30 protein-coding genes, 1 tRNA gene and 1 CRISPR repeat array are annotated in these 24,570 nt (G+C 63.0%); of the genes, 25 read left to right on the top strand and 6 right to left on the bottom strand.

Translation table 11 applies throughout. The features are described 5' to 3' along the window. Positions 1 to 169: 169 nt before the first annotated feature. The 5 genes from KTAU_RS14875 to KTAU_RS14855 all read left to right on the top strand — a co-directional run bounded on the left by KTAU_RS14875 (position 170) and on the right by KTAU_RS14855 (position 3,357). Entirely contained in the window at positions 170 to 562 is a 393-nt protein-coding gene (locus tag KTAU_RS14875; protein ID WP_151729112.1) for a hypothetical protein, read from the top strand. A 317-nt stretch (positions 563 to 879) separates the two neighbouring features. Beyond that, positions 880 to 1,212, top strand: a complete 333-nt coding sequence (locus KTAU_RS14870; RefSeq protein WP_151729111.1) for a hypothetical protein — start codon at positions 880 to 882, stop codon at positions 1,210 to 1,212. A gap of 232 nt (positions 1,213 to 1,444) precedes the next feature. After that, a complete protein-coding gene (locus tag KTAU_RS14865; RefSeq protein ID WP_151729110.1) occupies positions 1,445 to 1,705 on the top strand; it encodes a hypothetical protein in 261 nt (86 codons plus the stop codon). Between the two features lie 210 nt (positions 1,706 to 1,915). Continuing rightward, on the top strand, positions 1,916 to 2,818 hold the full coding sequence (locus KTAU_RS14860) for a hypothetical protein (protein WP_151729109.1): 903 nt from the start codon (positions 1,916 to 1,918) through the stop codon (positions 2,816 to 2,818). Between the two features lie 32 nt (positions 2,819 to 2,850). After that, complete coding sequence (locus tag KTAU_RS14855) at positions 2,851 to 3,357, top strand: hypothetical protein (RefSeq protein ID WP_151729108.1); 507 nt, start codon at positions 2,851 to 2,853, stop codon at positions 3,355 to 3,357. A gap of 6 nt (positions 3,358 to 3,363) precedes the next feature. Here the strand turns inward: KTAU_RS14855 and KTAU_RS21650 are convergent, their stop codons facing one another. Next, positions 3,364 to 3,516: a hypothetical protein gene (locus KTAU_RS21650; protein ID WP_170293323.1), complete on the bottom strand. Its 153-nt coding sequence runs from the start codon at positions 3,514 to 3,516 to the stop codon at positions 3,364 to 3,366. A 27-nt stretch (positions 3,517 to 3,543) separates the two neighbouring features. On the opposite strand from KTAU_RS21650, the gene KTAU_RS14850 reads away from it, so the two are divergent. The 4 genes from KTAU_RS14850 (at position 3,544) to KTAU_RS14835 (ending at position 5,638) form a co-directional block, all read left to right on the top strand. After that, on the top strand, positions 3,544 to 3,747 hold the full coding sequence (locus KTAU_RS14850) for a hypothetical protein (RefSeq protein WP_151729107.1): 204 nt from the start codon (positions 3,544 to 3,546) through the stop codon (positions 3,745 to 3,747). Continuing rightward, positions 3,744 to 4,343, top strand: coding sequence for a glucosaminidase domain-containing protein (locus KTAU_RS14845; RefSeq protein WP_069804496.1), 600 nt, complete (start codon positions 3,744 to 3,746; stop codon positions 4,341 to 4,343). The genes KTAU_RS14850 and KTAU_RS14845 overlap by 4 nt, the downstream gene beginning before the upstream one ends. Then, the gene (locus tag KTAU_RS14840) at positions 4,340 to 4,759 is read left to right on the top strand and encodes a hypothetical protein (protein WP_151729106.1); all 420 of its coding nucleotides are present in this window, start codon (positions 4,340 to 4,342) and stop codon (positions 4,757 to 4,759) included. Before KTAU_RS14845 ends, KTAU_RS14840 begins: the two co-directional genes overlap by 4 nt. An 81-nt stretch (positions 4,760 to 4,840) precedes the next feature. Beyond that, on the top strand, positions 4,841 to 5,638 hold the full coding sequence (locus KTAU_RS14835; RefSeq protein WP_151729105.1) for a 3'-5' exonuclease: 798 nt from the start codon (positions 4,841 to 4,843) through the stop codon (positions 5,636 to 5,638). A 100-nt stretch (positions 5,639 to 5,738) separates the two neighbouring features. Here the strand turns inward: KTAU_RS14835 and KTAU_RS14830 are convergent, their stop codons facing one another. Continuing rightward, a complete protein-coding gene (locus KTAU_RS14830; protein ID WP_151729104.1) occupies positions 5,739 to 6,158 on the bottom strand; it encodes a hypothetical protein in 420 nt (139 codons plus the stop codon). A gap of 477 nt (positions 6,159 to 6,635) precedes the next feature. Next, a CRISPR array of direct repeats spans positions 6,636 to 7,052; the repeat unit is 37 nt; unit sequence GTTTCAATCCCTCATCGGGCTTAGGCGGCGTTCGGAC. A 634-nt stretch (positions 7,053 to 7,686) separates the two neighbouring features. Here KTAU_RS14830 and KTAU_RS14825 point away from each other — a divergent pair. The 9 genes from KTAU_RS14825 (at position 7,687) to KTAU_RS22440 (ending at position 15,868) form a co-directional block, all read left to right on the top strand. Further along, a complete protein-coding gene (locus tag KTAU_RS14825; RefSeq protein ID WP_151729103.1) occupies positions 7,687 to 8,049 on the top strand; it encodes an HNH endonuclease in 363 nt (120 codons plus the stop codon). Positions 8,050 to 8,064: 15 nt separating this feature from the next. After that, on the top strand, positions 8,065 to 9,174 hold the full coding sequence (locus KTAU_RS14820; protein ID WP_151729102.1) for a winged helix-turn-helix domain-containing protein: 1,110 nt from the start codon (positions 8,065 to 8,067) through the stop codon (positions 9,172 to 9,174). After that, on the top strand, positions 9,175 to 10,038 hold the full coding sequence (locus tag KTAU_RS14815; RefSeq protein WP_151729101.1) for an ATP-binding protein: 864 nt from the start codon (positions 9,175 to 9,177) through the stop codon (positions 10,036 to 10,038). Positions 10,039 to 10,511: 473 nt separating this feature from the next. Beyond that, positions 10,512 to 11,504, top strand: coding sequence for a DNA cytosine methyltransferase (locus tag KTAU_RS14810; RefSeq protein WP_151729100.1), 993 nt, complete (start codon positions 10,512 to 10,514; stop codon positions 11,502 to 11,504). Beyond that, entirely contained in the window at positions 11,501 to 11,671 is a 171-nt protein-coding gene (locus KTAU_RS21645) for a hypothetical protein (RefSeq protein ID WP_170293322.1), read from the top strand. The genes KTAU_RS14810 and KTAU_RS21645 overlap by 4 nt, the downstream gene beginning before the upstream one ends. A gap of 61 nt (positions 11,672 to 11,732) precedes the next feature. After that, complete coding sequence (locus KTAU_RS14805) at positions 11,733 to 12,932, top strand: DNA polymerase III subunit beta (RefSeq protein ID WP_151729099.1); 1,200 nt, start codon at positions 11,733 to 11,735, stop codon at positions 12,930 to 12,932. An 83-nt stretch (positions 12,933 to 13,015) separates the two neighbouring features. Beyond that, a complete protein-coding gene (locus tag KTAU_RS14800) occupies positions 13,016 to 13,450 on the top strand; it encodes a hypothetical protein (RefSeq protein ID WP_151729098.1) in 435 nt (144 codons plus the stop codon). A gap of 105 nt (positions 13,451 to 13,555) precedes the next feature. Continuing rightward, positions 13,556 to 13,879, top strand: a complete 324-nt coding sequence (locus tag KTAU_RS14795) for a hypothetical protein (RefSeq protein WP_069804506.1) — start codon at positions 13,556 to 13,558, stop codon at positions 13,877 to 13,879. Between the two features lie 390 nt (positions 13,880 to 14,269). Next, complete coding sequence (locus tag KTAU_RS22440; protein WP_228026487.1) at positions 14,270 to 15,868, top strand: recombinase family protein; 1,599 nt, start codon at positions 14,270 to 14,272, stop codon at positions 15,866 to 15,868. On the opposite strand, the gene KTAU_RS14780 is transcribed toward KTAU_RS22440, so the two are convergent. Then, positions 15,830 to 15,903, bottom strand: a tRNA-Asp gene (locus KTAU_RS14780). The genes KTAU_RS22440 and KTAU_RS14780 overlap by 39 nt on opposite strands. A 545-nt stretch (positions 15,904 to 16,448) precedes the next feature. Here KTAU_RS14780 and KTAU_RS22435 point away from each other — a divergent pair. After that, positions 16,449 to 16,592 carry a helix-turn-helix domain-containing protein gene (locus KTAU_RS22435; RefSeq protein WP_170293321.1) on the top strand — a complete coding sequence of 48 codons (144 nt, stop codon included), beginning with the start codon at positions 16,449 to 16,451 and terminating at the stop codon, positions 16,590 to 16,592. A gap of 339 nt (positions 16,593 to 16,931) precedes the next feature. Here the strand turns inward: KTAU_RS22435 and KTAU_RS21635 are convergent, their stop codons facing one another. Beyond that, entirely contained in the window at positions 16,932 to 17,159 is a 228-nt protein-coding gene (locus KTAU_RS21635; protein ID WP_170293320.1) for a hypothetical protein, read from the bottom strand. A 49-nt stretch (positions 17,160 to 17,208) separates the two neighbouring features. Here KTAU_RS21635 and KTAU_RS14770 point away from each other — a divergent pair, with 49 nt between their 5' ends. From KTAU_RS14770 to KTAU_RS14760, 3 genes are read left to right on the top strand one after another with little or no spacing between them, the layout of a single operon-like run. Then, entirely contained in the window at positions 17,209 to 17,760 is a 552-nt protein-coding gene (locus KTAU_RS14770) for a transposase (RefSeq protein WP_170293319.1), read from the top strand. A gap of 18 nt (positions 17,761 to 17,778) precedes the next feature. Next, the gene (locus KTAU_RS14765) at positions 17,779 to 18,123 is read left to right on the top strand and encodes a hypothetical protein (RefSeq protein ID WP_151729096.1); all 345 of its coding nucleotides are present in this window, start codon (positions 17,779 to 17,781) and stop codon (positions 18,121 to 18,123) included. Further along, positions 18,074 to 18,328, top strand: coding sequence for a hypothetical protein (locus KTAU_RS14760; RefSeq protein ID WP_151729095.1), 255 nt, complete (start codon positions 18,074 to 18,076; stop codon positions 18,326 to 18,328). The genes KTAU_RS14765 and KTAU_RS14760 overlap by 50 nt, the downstream gene beginning before the upstream one ends. Positions 18,329 to 18,653: 325 nt before the next feature. Here the strand turns inward: KTAU_RS14760 and KTAU_RS14755 are convergent, their stop codons facing one another. After that, complete coding sequence (locus KTAU_RS14755; protein ID WP_151729094.1) at positions 18,654 to 19,538, bottom strand: NmrA family NAD(P)-binding protein; 885 nt, start codon at positions 19,536 to 19,538, stop codon at positions 18,654 to 18,656. 345 nt (positions 19,539 to 19,883) lie between these two features. Between KTAU_RS14755 and KTAU_RS14750 the strand changes: the two genes are divergently transcribed. From KTAU_RS14750 to KTAU_RS14740, 3 genes are all read left to right on the top strand, one after another. Then, the gene (locus KTAU_RS14750; RefSeq protein ID WP_151729093.1) at positions 19,884 to 20,480 is read left to right on the top strand and encodes a TetR/AcrR family transcriptional regulator; all 597 of its coding nucleotides are present in this window, start codon (positions 19,884 to 19,886) and stop codon (positions 20,478 to 20,480) included. A 574-nt stretch (positions 20,481 to 21,054) separates the two neighbouring features. Beyond that, on the top strand, positions 21,055 to 21,666 hold the full coding sequence (locus KTAU_RS14745) for an alpha/beta fold hydrolase (RefSeq protein WP_170293318.1): 612 nt from the start codon (positions 21,055 to 21,057) through the stop codon (positions 21,664 to 21,666). Positions 21,667 to 22,132: 466 nt separating this feature from the next. Continuing rightward, complete coding sequence (locus KTAU_RS14740) at positions 22,133 to 22,417, top strand: tetratricopeptide repeat protein (protein ID WP_151729091.1); 285 nt, start codon at positions 22,133 to 22,135, stop codon at positions 22,415 to 22,417. An 874-nt stretch (positions 22,418 to 23,291) separates the two neighbouring features. Here KTAU_RS14740 and KTAU_RS14735 read toward each other — a convergent pair. Further along, a complete protein-coding gene (locus tag KTAU_RS14735) occupies positions 23,292 to 24,560 on the bottom strand; it encodes an MFS transporter (RefSeq protein ID WP_170293317.1) in 1,269 nt (422 codons plus the stop codon). Positions 24,561 to 24,570 lie beyond the last annotated feature (10 nt).

Raw genomic sequence — 24,570 nt, 5'->3', positions numbered from 1 at the left:
GCTGCGCGGAGCCGGGCTGCAGGCGAGAAGCATCGCATCAATGCTGGCATTGTAAGGCGCACTACTGCCGAGCACATTTCATTGAGCAGGTCGACGAGCCTCCTCCGCGCAAGAGGCTTTGCCTGAGCTGTGCGATGCAGGCCGGGTGGCTCTAGCCAGGGGGGTGGAGATGAGCCAGATCTCGCGCGTTGCCTTGCTTATCTTTCGCGGTGATCCGCAGCAGCCGAACATCTGGCTGCTGCGGGACCGCCGCGGAGCATGGCTTCTGCCTGCCGCCGTGTGCGCGGCGGGTGCCCACACGGGCAAGCTTGCGCTGGCCCTCCTCCAGTCGCTGGCAGGGTCTTGTCCGGGCCAGCGACTGTGGTTACTGGGCCTCTGGCCGCCTGTGGCGGCCTACCTGGCTTTGATCCCTGCGCCCGCGCAGGTGGTTGGAGGCCGCTGGTGGCCGGCCAAGGAGGCGGCAGCATTGACCAGTCAGCAGGAGGCATGGCTGATTAGGCGAGCCAGCCAATGGCTGGAGGACGAAGGGGCGAGAAGATCAGAAAGGAGGGAGAACCAATGACCTTACAAGAGGCGCTGGCAGCAAGTACCGAGGCGCGCTATGAGGAGTATAGACGTGGGGGAGAGATCATCACCGCCAAGGTGGCATGCTCAGGGAGCGGATACGAGGCCACGCTCAGCCGCTGGGGTGGGGACATCCAGCTAGAATGCGTGGCTCGGACAGGGTCCGCAATTGCGCTGGAACGGTGCTTGAAAGCAAACGGGGTCGACCCTCATGTGGGGTGGAGGCCAGTCTCTGCACAGTAGGTGTGTTTCAATCTCTCCTCTGTCTTTCAATCCCCCATAAGCTGCCTTTCAAGACAAGAAAGGAGAGATCGCATGCTCTCTTCCTCATCGAGGGACAAGCAGACCCGCGGGCTGATGGCGCCGTTTCCTGCCGTACCGCTGCCGGCGCGCCCGAGCCTGGGGAAGCGCCTGCGCCGGCTGGGCGCCTGGCTGGTGGCGCTGACGTTCCCCGAGCTGGTGGGCGGCGTGCTGCTGGTGCGCGTGCCGCCGTGGGCGGCGACGCTGCGGGCGGATCTGGGCATAGCCCTGCTGGCGGCAGCAGCGCTGCAGCTCGTGCTGGGGCTGGCGCTGTGGCGGCGGGCAGCCCACTGGTGGGTGCTGTTCGGGTTCCTGCTGGCGGGCCTCATCTGGGCGCTGCTGCGCTAGCTCAGAGAGGACAAGCTGACGGAGCAGGCAAGTCAAGAAGACTGACTGGCAACGGGCTGGTTGCCGGCTGGCGGTGGTTCGGTCGGTTCGGTCCAGCGGGATCACCGCCAGCAGGGAGCCAGCCGGTCTGGTCTGGGTCGATGCAGCGGGCCGGGCCGGTCGTGCTTTCTTTCCTTGGAACGGCAAGGAAAGGGTCTGGAGGCTGGAGCAATTTTTACAGGAGGTGCTTTCGATGATTTCGGCAGAGGACCTGCAGCTTCTTCGGGACTTGCGGGATGAGATGGATCAGCGCATTGCGCGGGCGCAATCGCCCTACATGGAGAAGGTGTTTATTGATATCAAGGCGATCGTGGTCAAGCGGATTATGCGCGCCGAGTTGAATGCGGAGCGTCTGCTGTTGGCCGCCCAACGCAAGGCCAACAAAGCCCGACGACGCGAGGTGAGACAGCAAGGAACGGTCGCAGCCGGGGAGGGGATGGACCCCTTGTCCTGAGCGCTGGACCGGGAACCCTGCTGGCAGCGCTTACCCGAGCCGATGAGGAAGGTGAGCGGAGCTTGGGCGCATTTCGAGCGAGGTGGAAGCGCTGCATGAGCGGAAAGGGGCGACTCCGACCTGCCACGGGAGGGGAGACGCCCCCTTTTCCTGGAGGTTTCCCCAGGATGGTATGGGAAAGACGCTCTATTCCCGGAAGGAGGAAGAAAGATGAGACGTTCGCTCAGAGCATGGATGGCATTCTGGAGGAGGCGGTTGCGTGCTCTGCGCACCGCGACCGCGGCACCCGAAGAGCCGCTCTTGCCACAGGAACGGTTGCCAGCTCCGCCGCCCGAGGAGCCGCTGAGCCGACGAGAGCGGATGGAACAGCTCATCGAGACCTTTGATGAAGATCAAGAGTCGATCCTGGTCCGGGCGGTCGTGTTTCTGTTCACGGTGCTCTTCACCGTGGGAAGCGTGATCCTGGCGGGCTGCATCGGGATTGCCATTGCCGCGGCCATTGTGGGGCCGTGGCGGGCGGATGCGGAGGTGGTGGGTGTGTATCTGATGGCCATCTTCATAGAGGAGGCGTTTGCGGCGCTGGTGCTGGCCATTGCCCGCGCCATTGGACGGTCGCAGCAGGAGCGGCGGATGGTCTGGCTGCTCTTTGCGGCAATCAGTCTGTTTGTCTGCTTCGCGATTGGCGGTGCCTACACGCAATACTGGCTGCTCTCCGAGCTGACTCCGGGAGGGGTGAGGCCGGCGGAGCAGACAATGATCCTCTTCCGTTCGATCGCCCCCTCGCTCTTCGATGTGGCGGCAGCCGTGTTCATGGCGATCTACTCGCGCAAGACGCTAGAGAAATTCCTGGCCCAGCAGGCCAAGAAAGAGGAAGCGATTGAGTCGCTGAGCCGGGCAGAGATCCGCATAGAGGAAGCCTTCAACGAAGCAGAGATCAGGAGGCAGCAGCGGGAAGAAGAGATGGCCCTCCGCCGGCGGCGAGAGGAGGTCCTCAACCGGATCGAGGGCAAGATTGGCGAGGCGGCGGTCACGGTAGTGGAGAGCACGGTAGAGCGATTGCAGTTGCCGGCGCCTGGGCAGGGCGGGCAGAGCACGCTGCGCCGAATTCTCTAATCCCAATGTTGGCCTGAGCCGGGAGCAGAGAGATGCCGAGCTATTCCTCCCCTTCCCCCAGGCGGGAGCTGGTTGATCGCCTGCTCCTGCGCCTGGCCCCATCGCTGAATCTGCAGGTTCGTCCAGCGGGCAGGCATCTGTATCAGGTCCAGCTCGATGGCCGGGAGCTGCTGGCGATGACGCTGGTTCGGTCGTCGGATTACTGGCGGCAGCGTCTACATCTGGCGACAGGGCCATCCATCCAACTGGTGATCTGTCAGCGCCATGACTCGATCCTGCCGCTGGAGGTCCTGGACCTGCTGGCAGGTCGAAGCTACGACCGGTATACCGCGCCACTCTGGTTTGAGCAGTCCCACCGCCGGCGGGTGGCTGGGACCAGAATGATCGTGTTAGGGGGCCTCTTGTGTGGCCTCAACGAATGGTATGAGGCCGTGGAACGGTTTCCGGCCTCGACGCGCCGGCGGTATCGGGCCGAGCTGCGTCGCTTGATGCAGCGACGGCCAGGACGCCCCCTCTCGTTCTCCTGTTCCAATCCCTAAGCGGGCTTAGGCGGCGTTCCGACGGCCCCTCTCTAGCGTAGCATCAGGAGCGGCGTCCGTCAACCCGTTTCTTTCGAGCATTCCCAAAAAGCGGTCACCGCTGCGCGCCATCTCGTAGCGTCGTCCCGCCGCGACGCTGACCCGGTTCTTCGTGTTCACACCCTATCATCCACAGGAGGAAGACCCGTGACTCAGACGCAGACCATCACCCGCATCCAGGAGATCATCGCCCGGCTCCAGGAGGCGTTGCCACTATCTCCCCCAGGTCAGTCCTCAGCAGCAGCGGCTCTGGCTGATCGGAGCGCTGCTGTTGGTCGGGGCGCTCTGGCTCGCCTCCTGGCTGTGAGCCGGCGAGGCTCCCTCCAGCCCAAGGAAGGAGGCGTCCGATGAGACGTGTGATGCTGCTTTTGGGAAGCTTTGCCCTGCTGTGGGGGCTGCTGGCGCTGGCCATCTGTGCCGGGGCCAGCGTGCCGGCAGCGGGAACGCCATCGCCCGGGCCAGATCAGGTGCCGGGCCACCGAGCACCCGCCGCCGGTGGCGGGCTGGATCGGGTCCAGGGGCCGCCCACCATCGACCGCGCACTGATCGATCGGCTGCTGTGTCAGGCGCACAGCCCGGCCTGCGGCACGGGGGAGGCCCTCTCTGCCGACATGGTACAGGCCGGCATCAATCCGGCCTTTGCCCTGGCGGTGTTCTGGCACGAGTCGCAGTTTGGCCGCCTGGGGGTGGCCCGCCTGACCCATTCTCTCGGCAATATTCGATGTACGCCAGGCTGGCAGCGTTGCCTGGGCGGGTACCGCTGGTATCCTGACTGGCCAGCCAGCTACGCGGATTTCGCTGCTTTACTGACGCGGGAGTATTTCCCGCGGGGGCTGCTGACCGTCGAGCAGATCCTGCCGGTGTATGCGCCGGCGGCAGACGGCAACGACCCGGCGGCCTACATCCATGATGTCCTGTCCCATATGAGGCAATGGAGGCTCGTATGACCGCTCGACACGAGGCCCAACGTCCTCAGCAGCAGCAGCCTGCCGCCGAGGTGGGCTGGACGGCCTACGTACAGATGCGTCTCGTCAGCTCGCAGGTGAGCACGCTCCTGGAGCGGGAAGGCTTTCGGCTCACCTTCCGCCTGCCAGCCTGCCGGCGCCGCTGGGGATGGCTGCCGGCTCAGTATCATTACACGGACGCGGCAGGCACGGAAGTGATCTGGCTCTCGGGCCAGGACCCGGAGGCGCGCGAGCAGGACCCGACGGCCCCGGAGCACCGCAGTCGGTTCTGGGTGTATGCCGCCCGACGGGCGCCGGAGCGGGCTGAGCAGATCCGGGCGCGCCTGCGCCAGGTCTGGGGCCTGGACTGGTACCCCTTGCCGGCGCCGCAGGTCAATCCGCTGCGCCCCATCTTCTGAGGGTTTCCTCAGCCCACATCAAGTCACCCTTCTGCCACAGCGGACCATCGTGCCCATGCGATGGGTCGAGAAAGGAGCTCTATGGACCACCTACAACACCTCACGACACTCCTGCGCCAGATCGAGCAGCTGGGTGCGACCGTCATGGAACCGCTGCCTCACCCGCTCTCCCTCGCCGAGGTGGAGCGTCGTCTAGCGCAGCGGCGCCACCTGCAAACCCTCCTGCAGACGCTCGAACAGACCATCAACGAGCTGCCGGCCTTGCCCGATCCCGAGCGCATGGCCTGGGCCCAGGCGCTGCTGGCTCTCCCCACCAGCCGCATCTTGGAAGTAGACACGACCCGCCTGGGAAGCACCGCGGAGCTGCTCCGGCTGGTGCTGGTACGCCCCAGCGACGGACAGACGGTCTTCGACCAGCTGATCCGTCCCCAACAGGGGTACGACCAGGCGGCGCTGACCTACAATGGACTGACGCCCGCCCAGCTAGAGCAGGCCCCCGAGCTGGCAACGGTCTGGCCTGCCTTCGAGCAGCAGGTCCGGGGGCAGCTCCTGATCAGTTGGAACTGGGCCTGGGATGAGGAGCAACTGCGCCGGGCGAGCCGCCGGCTCGGGGTGGGGGTCCCGGTCCTGTTGGGGATCGATCTGCAGGAACCGGCGCGGACCTTCTTCTCGCAGTCCTATGCGGGCTTGCCCACCCTCTGCCGGCTCATTGGTGCTCCCCTGCCGCAGCCAGCCACGGCGGTGGAGCGCGCCCGGGGGCAGGTAGCCATCCTGCGCGCGATGGCGGAAGGGCGCCTCGGTCCCCTCCACGAGCAGGAGGAAGCAGACGAGGGCGACCTGGATGCGCTGGACGACCTGGACGATACCCAGCCGTTCTAGTCCTGGCCAGGTGAGGGGATGCGAAGAGCATCCCCTCGCTCTGGGGCACACGAGGATGGCACCAGCAAGAAAGGAGCATCCCATGAACATGAATGAGGAGCTAGAGGCGCTGGCCCAACGTGCCAGCGAGGTCTACGAAGAAGAGCAGCGCTCCTTCCGCGCCAGGCAAGCCGCCCAGGCTGCTGAGGAAGAAGCGGAGCGCCGCCAGGCCGAGCACCAGGCCCAGGAGCGCTTCGAGCAGGCGCTCACCCTCTTGGAGCGCAGTGGTCTCCCGTCTGTGATGCGTCCCTGGATGCGCAGGCTTCGTACGTATCCAGACTCCCTGACCATCCAGCTGCGGCTGCCCGAGCCTTTTGGCTGCAGCCAGTGTGACTGGCAGATCACCCTTCGTGATGAAGGCTGGTATGGGATCGCTGGCTGCGAGCGGGTCGATGCCGCCACTGCCCGCTCCGGCTGGCTCCCCCCCGAGTCGTTCGTCCGCTGGCTGCTCTTTGGACTCGAAGCGTCGCGCCGGGAACATGCCCGGTGGCAGGCACTGAAGGCCGAAGACGAGGTGGCCCGTGCCGAACTGGCAGAGCGGCAGGCAGAGGTCCTGGCGCGTGCCTGCCCCTGGGTGCAGGAGACAGCGGACCAGACCGTGACGCTCTACCAGGTGCAGTATATCCGGGGCATGGTAGTGACAGAGGAAGGGGAGTTGCGCTCTCTGGAAGAGACGGGCTGGAGCCGGAGCGATCAGCCGGATGCGGAGGGGTATCTGACGCTAGAGCCGACAGCAGACTGCGCGGAGCGCCGAATACTCAAACTCGATCCCCTCCTGCATCGACCGCTCTTTCGCAAGCACGTGCTCTCGCTCAAGGAGTTGCCCTGGGAATTGACCGAGGAGCGCGAGGAGCAGATCCGTGGGTTCCGGCGGCTGAGGTGGGAAGAGGGGGGCTGGCTGGTCCGTGACTCGGCGGGGTCTGTCTCCTTCTCCTTCCGTGTCCCACTGCCCTGGGTGCTTTCAATCCCTCATCGGGCTTAGGCGGCGTTCGGACGGAATTCGAGGGCCTTGAGGACGAGCGGAAGAAGTCGTCGTTTCAATCCCTCATCGGGCTTAGGCGGCGTTCGGACTCGCAGTCCCTGTCGAAATTGCTCTCACCCTGGCCCTTTCGGTTTCAATCCCTCATCGGGCTTAGGCGGCGTTCGGACTTGGTCCTGATCCAGCAAGGTATTGACTGGCTGCCAGAAGGTTTCAATCCCTCATCGGGCTTAGGCGGCGTTCGGACCTAGGCCGTGACGGTCAAGCGTGGGTTGCGTCAGTGCGTTTCAATCCCTCATCGGGCTTAGGCGGCGTTCGGACGCTGCGCTGCGCGCAAGAGCAGATCAGCCAGCAGCGCGGTTTCAATCCCTCATCGGGCTTAGGCGGCGTTCGGACCGCCCCCTCTCTAGGGTAGCATCAGGAGCGGCGTCCGTCAAGCCGTTTCGAGCATCCCAAAAAAGCGGTCACCGCTGACCGCTGTTACACGGTCATGATGCCAGCTCCTGTGGCCCTGCGGTGGCTGGTGAGGCCCTTCGAGCATCGCTGCATGGGAAGCCGGGTGCCGGGATGCTCGAAGCGAACGGCAACAGCGGCAAGAGCAGCAGCACGAGGGGCCGCCTCGCCTCGGGACGGGTTGACGGCGGTGGCTCGGGATGGGAAGGGAGAGGTGACAGGGTTCGGGAAGGCAGTTGGGCGTGGGGAGGTCACGATCACCACGGGTGATCAGCCGATGAGAGAGCGCGGAGGCTGCTGATGAAGGGCGCGGTCGGGCCGCTGTAGGCCTGTTGGCGCGGCGGTTCAACGTCAGCGAGGCCTCCGTGGGGGAGGGAACGATCGGCGAGCTGACCCGACTCGTCTTTCCAATCCCTCATCGGGCTTACGTGACGTTCCGACGGCCCCCTCTCTAGAGGAGCATCAGGAGCGGCGTCCGTCAAGCTTTTTACGGAGCAATCGCATGCTCTCACCTTCTTCCTTCACCACCCGGGGTGAGAGATCCGACAAGCGGGATCATCAAGGAGACCATCCACCGATGGGAATGGATCGTCAGCGGTATCCCCCGAACTGGGCAGAGATTTCCCGAGCGGCGCGGGAGCGGGCCGGCTGGCGGTGCCAGTGGTGCGGTGCCGCTCAGGGGGAAGAGCGGGTGAGCACTGCCGGCAAGCGCTATCAGGTGGTGCTCACGGTGGCTCATCTGGGCACGCCCTTCCCCGATGGCCGACCAGCCGACAAGCGCGACAAGCAGGACTGCCGACCCGAGAACCTGGCAGCACTCTGTCAACGCTGCCATTTACGCTACGACATTGATGAGCATGTGGAGCATGCCCGCCAGACGCGCTGGAGGAAGCAGCGGGAGGCGCAACTGGAGGCGGGACAATTGCTGCTGTTTGAGTGACGGAAGGAGGGTGACATGGCGCGAAGCCGTAGTATTCCAGTAGCGATTTTGAAAGAGCCTGAGTTTTTTGAATTGTCTGCCGAGGCCCGCGTAGTGTTCATTGGGCTGATCCTCGAAGCCGATGATGAGGGGCGCGGGCGGGCCCATGTGGGCCTGCTGGCGCGGCTGTTCAACGTGAGCGAGGCCGCGGTGGAGGAGGCGCTCAGCCAGTTGGTCGAGCGGGAGTTGCTGCTGCGCTACCAGGTAGGGCGCCGGCAGTACTATCAGTGGCTACCCTGGAAGCAGTGGCAATCGCTGAGCAAGCCCACGCCCTCCCAGTTGCCGCCCCCGCCAGCATGGGAGGAGCAAGAGCCCGTGGCCGAGCCAGTCCTGGCAGAACGAGCTGGCTGTTCCGGGTCTGGGGTTTCCTGGGGTTCCCAGGATTTTCCAGAAAACCCCAGGAAACCCCAGTCAGAAGAAGAAGGGGAAGGGGAAGGGGAAAGAGAAAGAGAAAGAGAAAGAGAAGAGGAAACAGAAAGGGAACGAGAACAAGCATCACTGGTGACGAAGCAGGCGGCTGGCGCAGGATCGACCAGCGCCTCGCCGAAGGTAGTCCCCTTCCCTGGCCCAGCAGCCCCTCGCGTCGACAGCGGCGTCGACGCTGCTCTGTGTCAAGAGATTGCCGAGATCCTGGGCCTCCCGGCGTCGCGGCAACTCTGCCAGGTGTTGGAAGAATTTGCCGCGACGCTGGGCTGGTCAGCAGTGCGCGGAGAAGCTGTCGAATGTGCCGAATATATCCAGGACCCGCGGCGCAATCAGCGGCAGCAGCGGCTGACGCCAGGCTTTTTCCGCCGCTGGCTCAAACGCGTGCAGGCCGCGCAGGCTCAGGCGCCGGTGCCCTCCAGGCAGGAGGTTGCAGCCGGGTCGGAGGGGACAGGCTCGGCGAGCGCTGCCGGGCTGGAGAGCGGTCGCTGGCCCCCCAGGCGGGGCACGCGCTCGCATCTGCCCGTAGAACCGGCCTGGCAGTCTGATCCCATGGCCCAGTACCGTTCCTATGTCGAAGCGCAGCGACAGGCCTGGAAAGCAGCGTGCCAGGTTGAGCAGGTCGAGGCCGAGGAGCCAGGTGCCGCTGCAGGAGGGAGCTGAATGGGGTCCTTCACGCGACTGGGGGCCGCCCTGCGCGTGCCGGCGCGGCTGGCCAGCCGGTTCTCCCCGGAGCGGGTAGCGACCTCGCAGGCGGAGGCCCGCTGGACCTGTCCTACCTGTGGGACCGTTGTCGAGCCGCTCGCGCTGGACGATGGGCGCTGGCTCCGGTTGCGCTGCGGCTGCGAAGTGCACGCCAGCGCGGAGCAGTGGCGGGTGCAGCAGCGCATCCTGCTGGAGGAACAGCGGAGCAAGCTGCTGGCAAGCCAGCTTTTTGGCTGGCTGGCGCCGGCGCAAGCAGCCCAGGGTCCTTCCGGGCAATTCGAAACGTTCCGGCTCGACATGCGCCCAGGCGATACGCCCCAGACCGTGCGGCAGCGCCAGCTCGCCTTGCAGGAAGCGCAGCGGTTTGCGCATGATCCCCAGGGCACGTTGCTGCTGGTCGGCCCCCCTGGGGTGGGCAAGACCCATCTGGCGGCGGCCATTGCACGCGCCCGGGTGGCCGCAGGACAGGCCTGCCTGTTCGCCAGAGCGGTGGCGCTCTTCGAGCAGATCCAGGTGCTGCTGCGCCAGGACGAGGACTACCTGCGCCTCCTTCAGAAAGCGATGCGGACGCCCTTGCTGGTGCTGGATGATCTGGATAAGCCCAAGCCAAGCGACTTCCGTGAGGAAATCTTCTACCGGCTGCTGGATCAGCGGCTTCAGAGTGGGAGAGCGACCGTGGTGACGGCCAACCATCGCCCGGATCAGCTCCTGGCCTGGCTGGGGGCCGCGGGCGTCTCGCGGCTCCTTGCTGAGGCGCGCGTGGTCGAGTTGGAAGGGCCAGACTACAGGTTATGCCCCAAGCGAGTCGGAGCCAGGTCCTGACGGCGCTGCTCCCGATCGGCAGATCCTGTTCCCGCCTGCCTCCCATGCACTTCCCCCGTTCGTTCGTGCTGCGAAGCAGCGGCTGCAGGCGGCACTCGGTGACCGGCTGCACGGCATTCACTGGGTGACGCTCTCGGGCCTGTATGGGCCGGTGCCCGAAGAGTGGGAGCAGGTCCCCGAGGTGCTGGGCTACGACTTCCGGTTGGAGGGAAGCAACCAGCCACAAATCGAGCTGGTGGCCGGGCGGCTGACCCGCTATCTGGAGCGCTGGGGAGAGCACTACGTGGCCTGCCTGGAGTATGCGACGAGTCGGGCTTACCGGCAGGCGATGGAGCTGGCGGCGCGCCGCACGGGCCGGCTGGAGGTGCTGCCCTGCAACCTGAAAGCCCGTCGACTGACCGCCTTCTTTCGCCAGGAGCATCTGGAGGAGCTGGTGGCACGTCTCCGACTTGAAACGAAAGGAAGGAAACAGGATGGCAGACCACGAGCGCCACATGGAGCCGCCGTCTCCCGAGCAGCTGGCGCGCGAGAGGACCCTCTTTGCCTCCTTGAGCGCCATCGAGCGCGGCGACTTCGCCACGATGGACGAGATCTTGCAAGAGGCCATGAATGATGCGCTCTTGGAACAGATGATTATTGATGCTCATGAATATTCCCTTGAAGAAGAGAACAAGTCCCCTTGCATGAGGCCGAGCTGGAGAGACTGCGCCAGCTCGTCTGGCAGGCGCTGGAAAAGGCCGGTCTGTCTCGATCTCTTTTGCGGAGCCGGGGGAGCCGCATGGGGCTATGCGCTGGCCGGGTTCGAGGTCATCGGGGTGGATTGCCGTCCGCAACCGCGCTATCCGTTTCGCTTCCTCCTGGGAGATGCCTTGACCTGGCTAGAACAGGTGCAGGATCAGGTGGATTTGATCCATGCGTCCCCTCCCTGTCAACGGTGGAGTCCACGGACCCCGGACCGGACCCGCCACCCGGATTGGGTCCATCCCACCCTGGCGCGACTGCAGGCGCTGGACAAGCCGTTCGTCCTGGAGAATGTGCCGGGTGCACACCCGGTGCTTCGCTCCGCCCTCCTGCTCTGTGGCTCCATGTTCGGTCTTCCCCTTCGGCGTCATCGACTTTTCCAGAGTAATCTCCTCCTCTTTGCGCCAGGTCCCTGCCACCACGAGGTCTGCCGATATGGCGTCTATGGGCATTCAGTGTGGGTGCTGCAGCGGCAGCGGCAGCGAGAGGAACGGGCCACCACCAGCGTGGCCCAGGGGCGGCGGGCGATGGGGCTTCCCTGGATGAGCCAGGCCGAGCTGGCGCAGGCCATTCCGCCGCACTACACCTGGTGGCTCGGCTGGCAGGTGCGCGCCGTGTTGGAAGGGGGTCGCTGCCCTAACCTGGCGCCTGACCTCGCTTCCCTGGTCACAGACAGGCCAGGGTTTCCAGACCCTGGGAGAGCAGATCAGGGAGGAGCTTCATGAAGCGAGAAACCCCACGGGAGAGCGTCCCCCTTCCCCTGGCACGGGTCCTGCTCCCCGTGGGCTATGGCGCCCCGCTGCATCGCACCTGCATCGACCAGGCGCTGGTATGCCTGCCCACGGCGCTCTTACTCGATACACGCTGGTTGCCATCGCAGGCTCATCTGTGAGGCTGTCCAGGCCACGACATGAGGAAACCGACCGCATTTTCTGTGAGAGAAAGGAGATCTGATGCACATCAGCATTCCTGTCCAGGCCTGTCTCCGTGCCCTGACCCTGGCACAGGCCCGGAGTGGACGTTGGGCGCAGCACGTGTGCCTGACTGCCGGCCCCGACGGCGTCCAACTGGAAAGTTCTGATGGACTGCTCGCCGTGTGTGTGCATCTTCCCGAGGCACGCATCTGGGAGGAAGGCCAGATCCTGCTTCCTTCCCGGCAGCTGCAGGCGGCGCTGCGACCGTACGCTCCCGCCTCGGGGCAGTCTGTGGAGATACGCGAGTCCCTGGGCGAGATCACGCTTCTGATCTCAGACCTGTGCGTGAAGCTCACCGGGGAGGACCCGACGCCTTTTCCCGGGATGGCGAGGCACCTGGCCATGCCGCGTTCCTGGAGGGCAACGGTCAGCGCCCCAGCCTTGCGGAGCGGGCTGCAGCAGGTGCTCTTTGCGGCAGCCAGAGAGAGGGCCTGCCCCGCATTTCAAGGAGTCCTGTGCCAGTTTGACGTGCCTGCGCCGGGGCAGCTCACCCTGGTAGCGTGTGACCAGTTTCGGATGGCCATCCACACGATTCATTCCCCTGCCGTGAACGTCGGCCAGGACGCCGGGCAGTGCCATCAGGGTGAGCAAGACGGGCAGGCTGCGGGGCCGCAGCTCCTGATCCCGGCCACGTCCCTGGCACCCCTGCAGCGACTGCTGCCCCGTCGGGGAACGGTCACCATCGGGGCCTGGCCCCACGGAGTCCTCTTCCAGATCGAGCAGCTGGAGCTTTTCTCCTGTCTGTCGCCAGAGACCTTCCCGGACTACCGGGCGGCGCTACCGCAGACTGCTGACATGCGTGCCCAGCTGGAGGTGGGTCCGTTCCTGAGACAGCTCCAGGTTGCCAGAGTGTTTGCCCGCGAGCGAGCCAATGGAGTCTGGCTCCGGTTCTGCAGCGCTGCCGGCGGAGCGCGCCAGCAGGGCCAGGTGAGCATCACAGTGGGCCGGCCTGCCTCGGGGGAAGTCGACTGTACCAGTACCCTGGATGCCACGGTAGAAGGGGCAGACCTCACCCTGCTGCTCAATAGTGAGTATCTGCTGGAGGGACTCAAGCGCCTGCCGCCCACAGCGGTGGTGGACATCACCGGAACCGCGCCCTTTCGCCCGCTGGTCCTCACCTGGTGTGCCCCCAGCAGCACCCTGACCTATCTGGTGATGCCGATGGTTCAGGATCGCTAGAGGGGCCTGCAGGGAACAGCCTCCATGCCCCCGGCAGCTCCAGTGAGAAGCAGCAAGACGAAGCAAGCAAGGAGGAAGACAGGATGGAGCCACGTGAGCGTGAAGGACAGCCAGCCTCCTCCACCCCTCTTGACCAGGAACGGTTGATCGAGCGAGCTCGCACGGCCGGAGGCAGCCGCTTCGCCGAGCTGGTCGAGCGGCTCTGGACGGTGGTCCCACCCTCCTGGAGCGAGGACCTGGTCTCCTGTGTCGAGGACCTGCGGCAAACCCTCTTGGAGGACCTCAGCGCCGAGGAAGCCCTGCAGGCCCTGGCCAGGGCCACGGCACGGCTCCTGCAGGAACTGTCTCCAGCAGACCCGCGCATCGAGTTCCTGCTGGCCTGGGTCGAGGGAGAGCCGCCCCGATCCACCGGTTCCCGCCGGCCAGGGCACCTGCCCCGTGCGTCTGGCGCTGCGCGCGGAGGGCAGGGCCAGGTGGCCCCGGAGCAGCACGCGGCGGCTGCCACCCTCTGGGAGTGACCCCAGAGCGGACCAGTGGCCGGCAGGCTCCAGGTCCGAGCGCCATCAGGAACCCGCCCATCAGCCAGGCGGGAAGGCAAGACGCAAGAAAGGAGAGCGGCTGACATGACAGGATCACCACCTGGACCCGCGGCAGGGGTCTGCCCCTTTTGCGGGACATCACGGGAGCAGCTCCACGTCTGGGAGCAATGGCTCGAGCGCACGCTGGCCCGCGAGCGGGCGTATCTCGACCGGCGCAAGCGTCGGGGCGTGCGCACGCCCACGGACGACGTCCTGGAAGAGGATCAACGGCAGCTGCAGACCCTCCTGCAGGTGATCCGCCGGGCGCGGGCGTGTGCCCCGCTGGCGGGAGCGTTCCCCCTGACACCAGCAGGGCAGCAGGAACCGCCCCTGCGCCCTTCCTGCTCCTCTCCCGAGGAAGGGGCCTGAGCTGGTCCCCTGGTTCTTCCGCTCACCCCCGCTGCTTCCCGCCTGGTTCCCGTGCCGTTCCCAGGGATCACCGTGAGTGATCCCTGGGTGTTCCTCTGCCTTCCCACTCCTTTCCGCCTATCATGGACTATTGTTGCTCTGAGACAAGGAATGATCGCTTCTTCTGAAGGAGAAGATGTATGGACCATCCGACGCATGAGCAGTATAATTCCCAAGAAGAACCTCTTCCCCCAGAGGTCCTCGCCTTTTGTCGACTGGTCGCTCGGATTATTCGACGTGCTTTACAGGATCAATTACTCGACGCAGAAAGAGGGTGCCCCGCAGGACTGTCGGTCTCCTCTCTGCAGGGAGAGAAGCCGGGGCAGAAGAAGTGAGCGCAGGGGGTGAACGGTGACTTCACCAGAGTCAGGTCTTGTCGCCGGCTACGTGCGCCGTTCCAGCGAAATGCAGAAAGACAACTATAGTCTCGAGGCCCAGAAGCGTGCCATTCGCGAGGCGGCGAAGCTGCACGGATTACCAGAGCCGGTCTTCTATGAGGACGACGAGCGTAGTGCGCGGGGAGAACACATTGCGAAACGTCCAGCTTTTAAGCGGCTCCTCGAGGACGTCCAGGCAAAGCGTATCCGGGTCGTGATCGTCCATACCCTGGACCGATGGTCCAGGAACGTGATGGTGACCTTGCAGAGCTTTCGCATTCTCTCCCAGGCAGGCACTGCGTTCCTTTCCCTTTCGGAGCACATCGATTATTCCTCTCCAGAAGGACAATTGCAGCTGACGATTCTCGCGGCCTTTGCGGCTTACTTTTCGGACAGCCTGGCAAGGCACACGAGCAAAGGGAAAAGGGAGCGGGCTGTCCAGGGACTGCATAACGGCGATATCCCTTTTGGATATCGCTCGGGAGGGCCAAAATCGCCGCTAGAGATTGACCCAGACAAATATCCAGGCGTCCGCTTGATAGGCGAGTTGCGCATGCAGGGAAAGACTGCCGAGGAAATTGCTACTGCCTTGAACGCGGCTGGCTACCGTACCAGCAGCAAGCGGTTTGGAGATCGACTCTTCACGAAGGATACGATTAATGCTATGTTACGGAACGAATTCTATGCGGCCTTTGCCCCCGGCGATGATCGGGGGACCATCCGCTACAAGGGGCAGCGGTTTCGAGGCCAGCATCCGGCGATCTTCACGTATGATGAGTGGCAACACATCCGTGCTCTCTCAAAATCCTTGTGCCACGTCCAAACCCGCACGGTTGTCGTCCGGAAGATCTACCCATTTGCGGGATACATTGCTTGCATTCATTGCGGCCTGACGCTGCGCTGTGATACGGGGAACACGCCTGCCAATCGGCGAAATTACTACCGGGACGCAGCCAAAACGCGCCGTATTCCTTGCTCCACCAGCGGCAACTTGATGGTGCGCACCAACCTGGTAGAGGAGCAGTTTGGCCACCTGCTCAAGCGTCTCCAGTTGCCTGAACACTGGCGTGAGCACATCCGCCAGGAAATGATGGCCCAGGCGGCATCAGGAACCACGTCTGAGGCAGTTGAGCGGGAGAAGGAGCGACTGCTGCTCAAGAAGGCGCGTACGCTCAAGGTGTATTGCGAGGGGTTTATTGATGAGAAGGAATTTCAGGCCGAAATGGCCGCAACAGAGCTGGCACTCAGGAAACTGGAGGTCCCCGAAGTCAACGGGGTGACGCTCGCAGAAGTGACCCAGGCGGGTGAACATCTGCCCGAGATGGCAGCCCTGTGGGAGATGGCCACGCCCGAGGAGAAACGGGAGATGGTGACGATGTTGCTGGAGCCAGGGGGACTGTACTACGATCTGGAGAATAAGATGATTGCGGCGCTGAAACCCCGTCCAGCCTTTCTGCCCATCTTGCGCATGCTGGACGGGGTGACTGAGTACGAGGAAACCAGAGGGCTGCTGTTGACAGCACACTGGTGCGAGCGGAACCGACGGGATTCGAACCCGCGATCTCCTGCGTGACAGGCAGGCGTGTTAGGCCACTACACTACGGCTCCCCAACCAGCGAGGCTGAAGAGATTCAGCCTCGCTCGTGGCAGTTGCTATCATACCAGAAGAGAGGGCAGTCTGTCAAGCATTTCTTTTGCGCTTCCTGACCCGCTGGCTTCATGAAGCAACACTCCCGCCAACATGGCAAGGACCAGTAACGCCAAACAACGAGGCCAGAGAAGGATTTTTACTACCCTAGTCGATGGAGGTCACAACAGTCAGGCATGCGCTGCTATCCTATCCTGCCTGGAACGCATTTGTATGCTAGATATCTCCAAAAACATGATAACAGCAGAGCAAAAGAACAGACGCCGAATCTTGCTTACCTCACCTCGTCTCGGCGTGTCACGCAGCAGTCTGTGAAGAACGGTGGCGAGAGCGGAACCGACGGGCGTCGACCCCCCTGTCGACACTTTCCAGGCTCCATCAGTACGTTGAGACCTGCAGCAGTGAGGCTTCGGAAGACCAGGCTGCATCGGCACCTGCCAGGCACCGCTGGCGCGATGCTGCCCGCCTTGCCCGCTTCCATATCCCTCTCTCCGAGTGGCCCCATGTGCTGGCCCTCCTGAAGCAAGGGGTCTCCCTGCGCCAAGTCGCAGCGCAGTTCGGCGTCTCCTACGAAAGTGTGCGGCGCGTGCAACGTGCCTGGCATGAGTTGCAACAGAAGGGATCTTTCTTGTGGCCTCGTCAGAGCTGATCTGGCAAGGTCCAGCGCAGTACCCAGCGAATCAGAAGCGAAGCCAGGAATCACCAGCCCCAGGAGCACCAGCGAACCAGCATAGGCTTGATGGATCTGATACGCAGAAGGACTCAGGGTAAAGGTGAAGATGCGGAGCGGCAAGGCATCTATTGGCAGCGTTAGATCCGTGTCCAGCGATAGACTCCCAAAAGCGGTCATCAGGAACAGGAGTCCTGTTCAGGAGAACAGCGTACGGATTCTTCCTCGCCCTGAGCAGGAAGGGACAGCCTCCTCTGATCGCACTGTGCTGCTCTCTCTGTGGTACGAAGCGAGCTGCTCGCTGCGACAGGGAATCAGTCAAGTGATGCGCTGCAGCAGCAAGGCCCGCCGCTCTTCTTCTGAGAGCGGGGCATACTCGCCGCTTCTGGCCTGATAGAGAGCGATCTCCCGCCTGGCTGTAGCGAGCCTCTCCTCGGGAACCGGATTCCTCCAGAGCGCAGCACTCACCAGCAGGGCCACAGCGATGAGGGAAGCACTGATCTCAATCCAGAGTGGGGGAGCAAAGAAGAGCCAGACCAGGAACACGAGAAAGACCCCCCAAAAGAACTACAACAGCAAACTGAATCTGAACAGGATGATCCCTTCTTACGGCAAAGGAAGGCCGTCATCCTCTGGAGGGCCAGCTGGTGGCCGCCATTCCCGCCCGCTCCTGTTAGGCTACCGCGTCCATACTCTGCTCTGTCGTGGGACCGGCTTGCCGCTCCTGTTTCTGCCCTCACCCGCCAATGTCCACGATGCGCCCCTGGCCCGCCCATTGCTCGCCTGGACGGTACGCCTCTTCCAGGTGCGCTCCCGCGTGATCCATCTGGATGCTGGCTCCTGGGGCCTGAAACTGATCGCCTGGATTCACACCGTCCTGGGCGCCCGCGCCGTCCTGCCGTGGACCCCCAAACGCCAGAAACGGCGGAATGGTCTGCCTCCCACCTGGATCGCCGAGGAGCCAGGCAAGCGCACCTCCATCGAACGTTTCTTTGGACGTACCTTCATCTGTTTTCGGTTACAGCGTCCTCTCGTCTTTGGCTGGTCGGCGGTGGCCATGCGGGTAGCCCCGACGGATGCGGCCCTCGGGGTAATCGCCTTGGCGGCCTGGCAAGCAGGCCGTTTGGAAGATCATTGTGGGGTATAGGGCCTTGTCGGCCTTGCTTTGATAGGAGATTTCCTTAAAGCCCTGGTGACCATCGGCGTCAGCGGCGCGACGGACCCGCGCACCTGGACGCTGACCGGCCAGGCACTAGCCCATCCCTGGTTGGCCGGTGGCATCATCGTCTTTGCAGGGCTGCTTACCTTCGCGGCGTTTCGCGCCGACGTGACGAAGCGCCGCACGGCAGAAGAAGCCGCACGGCGCAAGCGCAAGGCCGAGGCGCAGGCCGAGCGGGAGCGTGCCCACCTTCCCTACGTGGTCAAGCGGGTGGAAACGCTGGACCCTGGCGCGCAGCCTGATGCGCCGCAAAGATGCCGCCACGCTGATTGGCACAGGTATTGCTTTTAACCTGCGCCCGCTGGGTAATCTGCGGACCAACCAGGAGCAGGCGGTGGCCTGTTCCCGCGCGGCGCTGGAGGTCTACACCCACCAGCAGATGCCGTTTGAATGGGCATCAACCCAATACAATCTGGCACTTACCTATCTGGACCTTGGGGAAGCCCTGGCAGCATGGGACCAGCAGGCGACATGCACTGCTCTGCGCAAGGGCTAGCAATGCGTGACATTGGCCTTGCAGGTCTTCACTCACGAGCATCTTCCAGCGTATCATCGGCAAGCCAGAGAAGTAGGAAAGCTGGTAGAAGCAGCCATGCAAGAGCTTGGCTGTGAAGCCTGAAAAAGCGCGAGCCTCGCGCCACCTGGCCGCATGCTCACAGACCAGTGCCCTGCTTCCCCTGAAGCGGTTGCAGACAGCACCTGCGCTCCCACAGGCAGCTATCCAACTCCTTGAGACGCAGCTGCCTCAGTCGAGGTGCTTCGTTTGTTGTTCCTTTCGTTTGTAATGGTGCTCATGTTGTTCCTTTCGTTTGTAATGGTGCTCAGGCCAGGATGGCTGGCTTGAGCACTTCCTCACACCACTGGCGGAAGCTCGTGGGAGTGGTGGATTCGGGGGTACGCGGCTCGGCGGTGGCGAGTCCCTGATCGTAGGCCGCCATCATATCGACCAGGGCCTGCGCCATAGCCTCGGACCTCCCATATCTGATCAACGTGGCCTTCAGGGCTGAACCTGCGATCTGCTGGTAGCGCACTGGCCTGCCCAACACCTGGGACATGATCTGCGCCATGTCGTTGTAGGAGAGATCCTCGGGACCGAGCACCGGGCGACTGGCGACTCCGCTCCAGGTGCGATCGAGCAGGAGCCCGGCGGCAATGGTGGCAATATCGCGGGTGGCGCAGATTGGCTGCTTGAGGTCCCCAGATACCATGTCGAAGAACACGCCCTGGTGCTTAATCGACTCGACTTGACGGAGCAGATTCTCCATGAAAGGGGCCATTGCCAGAGCTCGGTAACTGACCCCCGTGCTGGCGATCAGGTCGTCCATCGCCAGCGATGCCGTGACATTGCCAGCCTTTCCGGACACAGCTGCTCCACGACCGAAGGCCGAGACGCCAACCACCCGCTTGACTCCCTGGCTCTTGAAGGCGTCGCACGCTGGTCGGCTGAAGCCCACATAGGCGGCCTCAACGCTCTCGGCCCGGGGGTCCGGGGGCACAAGCCAGAACACGCTGTCTGCTCCTGCGAACGCCCTGGTAACCACGTCGAGGTCACCATGCGATCCCTGCACGATTTCGACCCGCTCACGCTCGCGCGGGGACAGACGAGAGGGATCGCGCACGATCACACGGATCTGCTCGGAAGTTCCGAGCAGATTGTTCAGTACTTGATGGCCGATCAGGCCAGTGGGAGTTGTAATGACGATCACGAAAACCACCTCCAGGAGAGAGATCGCGTAATGACTCTTGGTTGCATTGAGATAGCCCTTCCTCCATCTTTGTGTGCTCTCGCTGCGGCAAAACACGCCCTGCCGGGACAGGTGCCCTGCATCTGATGGCCACCACATCTAGCAAGTGAACAGAAAGATGTCGGATAGACAAAAGTGTTATCTAACTAACACTTTCGTGTATACTACACAGGAGGAATAGTAAGCTGGCTCTAAACAGGAAGCAATCAGCAAACCAGCCTGATCGTTGTGTAGACAACACGGGGAGGCAATTGTTGCTTTTCACAAGGGGGAGGATGAGGACATTTCCAGGGGAAGGAGGGAACAATGACCACACCGGCGAATGAGAACGATCCACGGGTCAAACGGACTCGTCAGTTGTTGCTGCAAGCGTTCAGCTCATTGCTTGAAGAGGGACGCACCATTCACTCTATCCGGGTCGCAGACATCACAGAGCGCGCAACGGTTAACCGGGCTACCTTTTATGCTCACTTTGAAGACAAATATGCCCTCTTAGAGGTCTGGATGCGCGAGAAGTTTCACCATGCGTTAGAGAGCCAGCTTCCCGCCACATCCACCCTACAGATGAGCACCTTGCGCCAGCTTCTTCTCGCCGTGTTCGATTTTCTGGCCCTCTGGCAGTATCACCTCAAGCCAGCCGATAGGCAGTTTGTGCCGTTCTTCGAGGTCGCTTTGCAGCAAGAACTCCAGGGGGTCTTTGTGCGCTGGCTGAACCAGGTCCCCTCGTTGGTGCCCATTGGCCGGGAAACAGTAGAAACCACGGCGCAGGTCATCAGTTGGGCCATCTTCGGTCCCGCAGTGCAGTGGAGCCGGGGAGACCGGACCATTGCGAAAGACGTGATGGCCCAGCACGTTTTGGCCGTCGTGATTGCTGGCTTGTCACCGATTGTCTCTGTTACTTGACTGACGCCCTGGTACTACTTTGTTAGTTTCTCCTGGGACGGAAGAACTCGATCTGCTGGGTGTGAATCAACCAGCAGACGAGATCCTGGAAGAGCCAGAGGAGCACCTGCCGATGCACCCCAGGCAGCGAGTTTCTCCTGCCGCAGGGGGAAAATACCTCACCGGAAGGAAGAGCGAGACGAGAGCGCCTGAGAAAACGGTAGGCCAGCATGACCGGGGCCAGATGCCGGTGTAAGCCGTTCCAAGGAAGTGATCGAAGCCACATTCTTGTGGTAGGACTCCCTGATCCGGATGTCTGCTCACTCTCCCTGACCGTCCAGGAATGCAGCTTTCCGTCTACTACGCCCCTGCAAGGCACTCCCCTGCCGTGGGCACCGAGCTGCTTGTGCCGGGCTTCCTCCAGCCTGCTTACTGCTGGCGCAAGCAGATCCTCCCACTGACCGAGGCCGGATGGAACGTGCTGACGTGGGCCCCTTCCTGGTCGCTCCAGGGCGGCTAGACGGAGAGCCTGGGTTGCTGGACAGCGGAGCTCGCTACTGTCCTGGCGGCTTCGCCCTTCCCGGCCTATCTCCCGGTGGTCCTCGTCGGCTGGTCGCTGGGAGGGATACTGGTCGGTGAGCTGCTCCGTCAATCGCCTCGCAGACAAACGATTGCTGGCCTGGTGTTCGTGGGCACACCTCTCTTCCTTGAACGCCTCGCTGAGGTATTCACAGGAACAGGGACAGATGCTCCCGCGCCCTTCGACCTGTCTGAGCCGTTGACGTGGCTGGTGCGTTTTACCACCGGATTGACGATGAACCCACCGGTGTTCGGAGAGTTTGAGCGACATCTGGGCGGAAGCTGCCTGGCGCTAACCGGGCTCCTCGAGTCAGTGGACGAGCAGCGCCTTTCTCTGGCCAGCCTCCTTCCTCCCTTGCCAGCCGTCCAGGCAAGAGAGAGTATTCCCTGGCACGACTTTCGGCTGCCAACGCTCATCATCCACGGCGAGTCTGACAGACTGGTCCCTCAGATGCTGGCTCACCAGATCGCCCGGCAGCTCGAGGACGCGGGAGCCACAGTCACCCTCTCGCTCTATCCCACTGGGCATGCCGCGTTCATCGAGGAACCGAAGCGCTTTAATACAGAGCTGGTGACCTTTCTGCAGCAACGCTTCCTCTCGTCAGTGCTGACTCACACCTCCTCCTAGAGGGGACATCTGTCACCGATGATCCCACCTTTCCAGACTCTCTGTTCTCATCTGTTCTCACAGAACGAGAAAGGTGGTACTGCTCATGTCCGTGGATTCTGTTGACTCTCAGGAAAAGGCCCATCCTCCTCTTGAGGACCTCCTGTATCGTTTCTCTCCTCCTCTTGAATTGCGGCTGGATAGGGAACGGTTGCCCCATCTGGCTGGCCTGATCCAGTGGCCCATACGCAACGACGATTTCTGCCTCCTGGAAGCCCTCTTCCAGGCTCGTGAGCAGCGACCGAAGAATAGCCGGCGCCCCCTCTCGGAGAGGACCTATGAATTCCTCTCTCTGATTCGAGGCCGCCTGTTCTTGGACCAGGCGGTGGCAGCTCGGACTGCCCTCGAATGGGGCCCCTCTTCCAGCTGGTCCCGCGCCAGCTGGCCGAGGAGGAAGCCTCTCCCCCTCAGAAGACAGACTAAGCAGGTGGTGAGATATCTGCGCGAGCAGGGGCGCTATCAGGCGGCTCTTCCGCTGGCCGAGTGCTCCCGCTCCATCCGCGAGCGCGTCCTCGGCTCCGATCACCCAGACACCGCCACTGCCCTCAACACCCTCGTTCTCCTCTATTACACCCTGGGCCGCCACAGCGAGGCCCTCCCGCTGCTTGAGCGGGCCCGCGCCATCACCGAGCAGGCCCTGGGCCCCGAGCATCCCACGACGCAGCGCAGCCGCGACCTCGTCGAGCAGCTCCGGCGCCAGCTGGGCGACTGATCCCATACATCCTGCTCCCCGTCTCTCAGTCTCTCACACCCTGCCTGCCCAAGGCTGGACCGGGCTACAGTCCCTTGTCGCCTCGCCGGCGCACAGGGGAGACGCTGCCCACACCTGCCAGCCCCTCAGCCGCGCAGGACTGGCCCCTGCTCCAGCTCCACTCTGGTCGCCATCCCTCTCCTCATCAGCAACAGCGGGAGCAGCTCCAGCACCATCAGCGCCTCCGGGCCGACCGCGTGCAGCGTCCCTCTTCGTCTGAACCACTCCCTGGCCGGGTTCCGCAGCTGCGCCCGCCTTCGGAGCGGGCCACCCACCGATAGCAATCACGCAGTGGGGACGGCGTGGAACTGGTCATCAATGGTGTCAGCCGGGCAGCTCCTACACGAAAAGCCAGGTGGCACGAGCATTGGGGATCGCCCGCAACCGGCTGTATCTGCGTGGAAAGCAGGCGCACAAAGGCAAGCAGGTCGCCATCGCTGGCGAAAGGTGGCACGACATCGATGACACGCCGGGCCATCGCAAGCCGGCGGCCCTGCTCAAGATGGGGAAAAAGCGCGCCAAGCGGGTGATGAAACAAGAGGGGTGGCGGCCAGACGCAAGCGCAAGCAATCTACCTATCCCAGCCGTGCCAGCAGCAGGGTGCCCCATTTGTTGTGCTCGATGAGTCGGGCCGGTACGCCAACGGATCACGACGATGCTGAACGCTTTATGGGCACCGTTCAGCTCTCCGTGGCGGAACGGAGACGCTCTCAGGGGGAGTGCTACGTAAGCTGTCACCAGCCGCAAAGTAGTGGGGAATGCGAGTACAAGCTCCCTGGTACCACTACTCGAAGAGGAGATACCTTTCATCGATTCGCGCTCTCCCTGGTGCTATTTATACCGGAAGTTGTGCAGATTCCTTCGCGAGCCATTGATCGGCGGTGTGTCGAATAGGGGAGAACCACACCCAGAGGACCGGGAACAATCGACCGGCGGCTCCGACCACTAATGTCGGCCATAAGCCGATGGTTTGCCCTAACATCCCCCCGAGGAGTGCGCCTATTGGCATGGCTCCAATCACAATGAAGCGCATACTTGCACTCATCCGTCCCTGCAGGCGTTCCGGGGTAATCGTCTGTCGTAATGTCAACTGGTTGATACTATAGATGGTCCCCCCAAGACTCCCCAGGAACTGCGCTCCTATAAGCAGGGGCACAGCGAGCATGAGCGGACCGCGTGCCAGCGGGATGAGCAAGGCGCCGATGCTTGCCAGGATGGGAGCACCCACCAGGGTCCTGCCGAGGCCAAAACGCGTGGCAGTGCGCCGTGCGAGTGTTGCGCCAAAGAGAAAGCCAAGATTACTACTGGCAGAGATAATCCCCAGGAGCCCGGCAGTCGCTCCGAGGTCGCGAACCAAATACAGTACAAGGATAGTCGTAATCACACTGCCGAAGAGGTTGGCGGTTCCAGTGCAGCCGGCAATCGCTCGCAGAATCGGATTGCCAAACACAAAGCGAAGCCCTATCATCATCTCCGCCCAGAGATGCCGCTGCTCGCGCCGCGGTGGTGGTCCAGGCTCCTGTGCGCGGATCAGGCTCACACAAAGAGCAGACCAGAGGAAGGAGCCAGCGTCGAGAAGAATAGCAAAAGGGGGAGTGACGAATTGCACCAGGAAGCCCGCGATCGCTGGGCCAGCCACCTGAGACCCTGAGCGGCTGATCTCAAGCGTGCTGTTGCCCTCGATTAATTGTTCGCGTGGAAGCAACGTTGGAAGAAAGGCCTGATATGCTACCCCAAAGAAGACAGAAAGCGTCCCCACGCCAAACGCTACAATATAGAGGATCAGCATATGCAGCAGGCCGAGCCATGCTGCCAGAGGAATGAGGAGCAGTAACACCGCCCGCCCAAGATCTGCACCAATCAGCAGCAGGCGCCGTGGTAACCGATCGACCCAAACCCCTGCCATGAGTCCCAGAACCAGGATCGGGGCGGTTTCCGTAGCGCCGAGGAAACCCAGTTGTGCGGCAGGAACGTGCAACGTCACCACGGCCACCAGCGGCACAGCGAGCAAGGTGATCTGGTCGCCAAAGAGCGAAACGCTTTGCCCAATCCACAGCTTCAGGAAATTTGGATGACGCCAGAGACTCACGTTCTGCGCCTGCATCAGACCCTCC

This window comes from Thermogemmatispora aurantia (assembly GCF_008974285.1).
Classification (GTDB): Bacteria; Chloroflexota; Ktedonobacteria; order Ktedonobacterales; family Ktedonobacteraceae; genus Thermogemmatispora; species Thermogemmatispora aurantia.
Note: the sequence above shows the minus strand (reverse complement) of the source record. Positions and strands in the feature narration are given on the sequence as shown.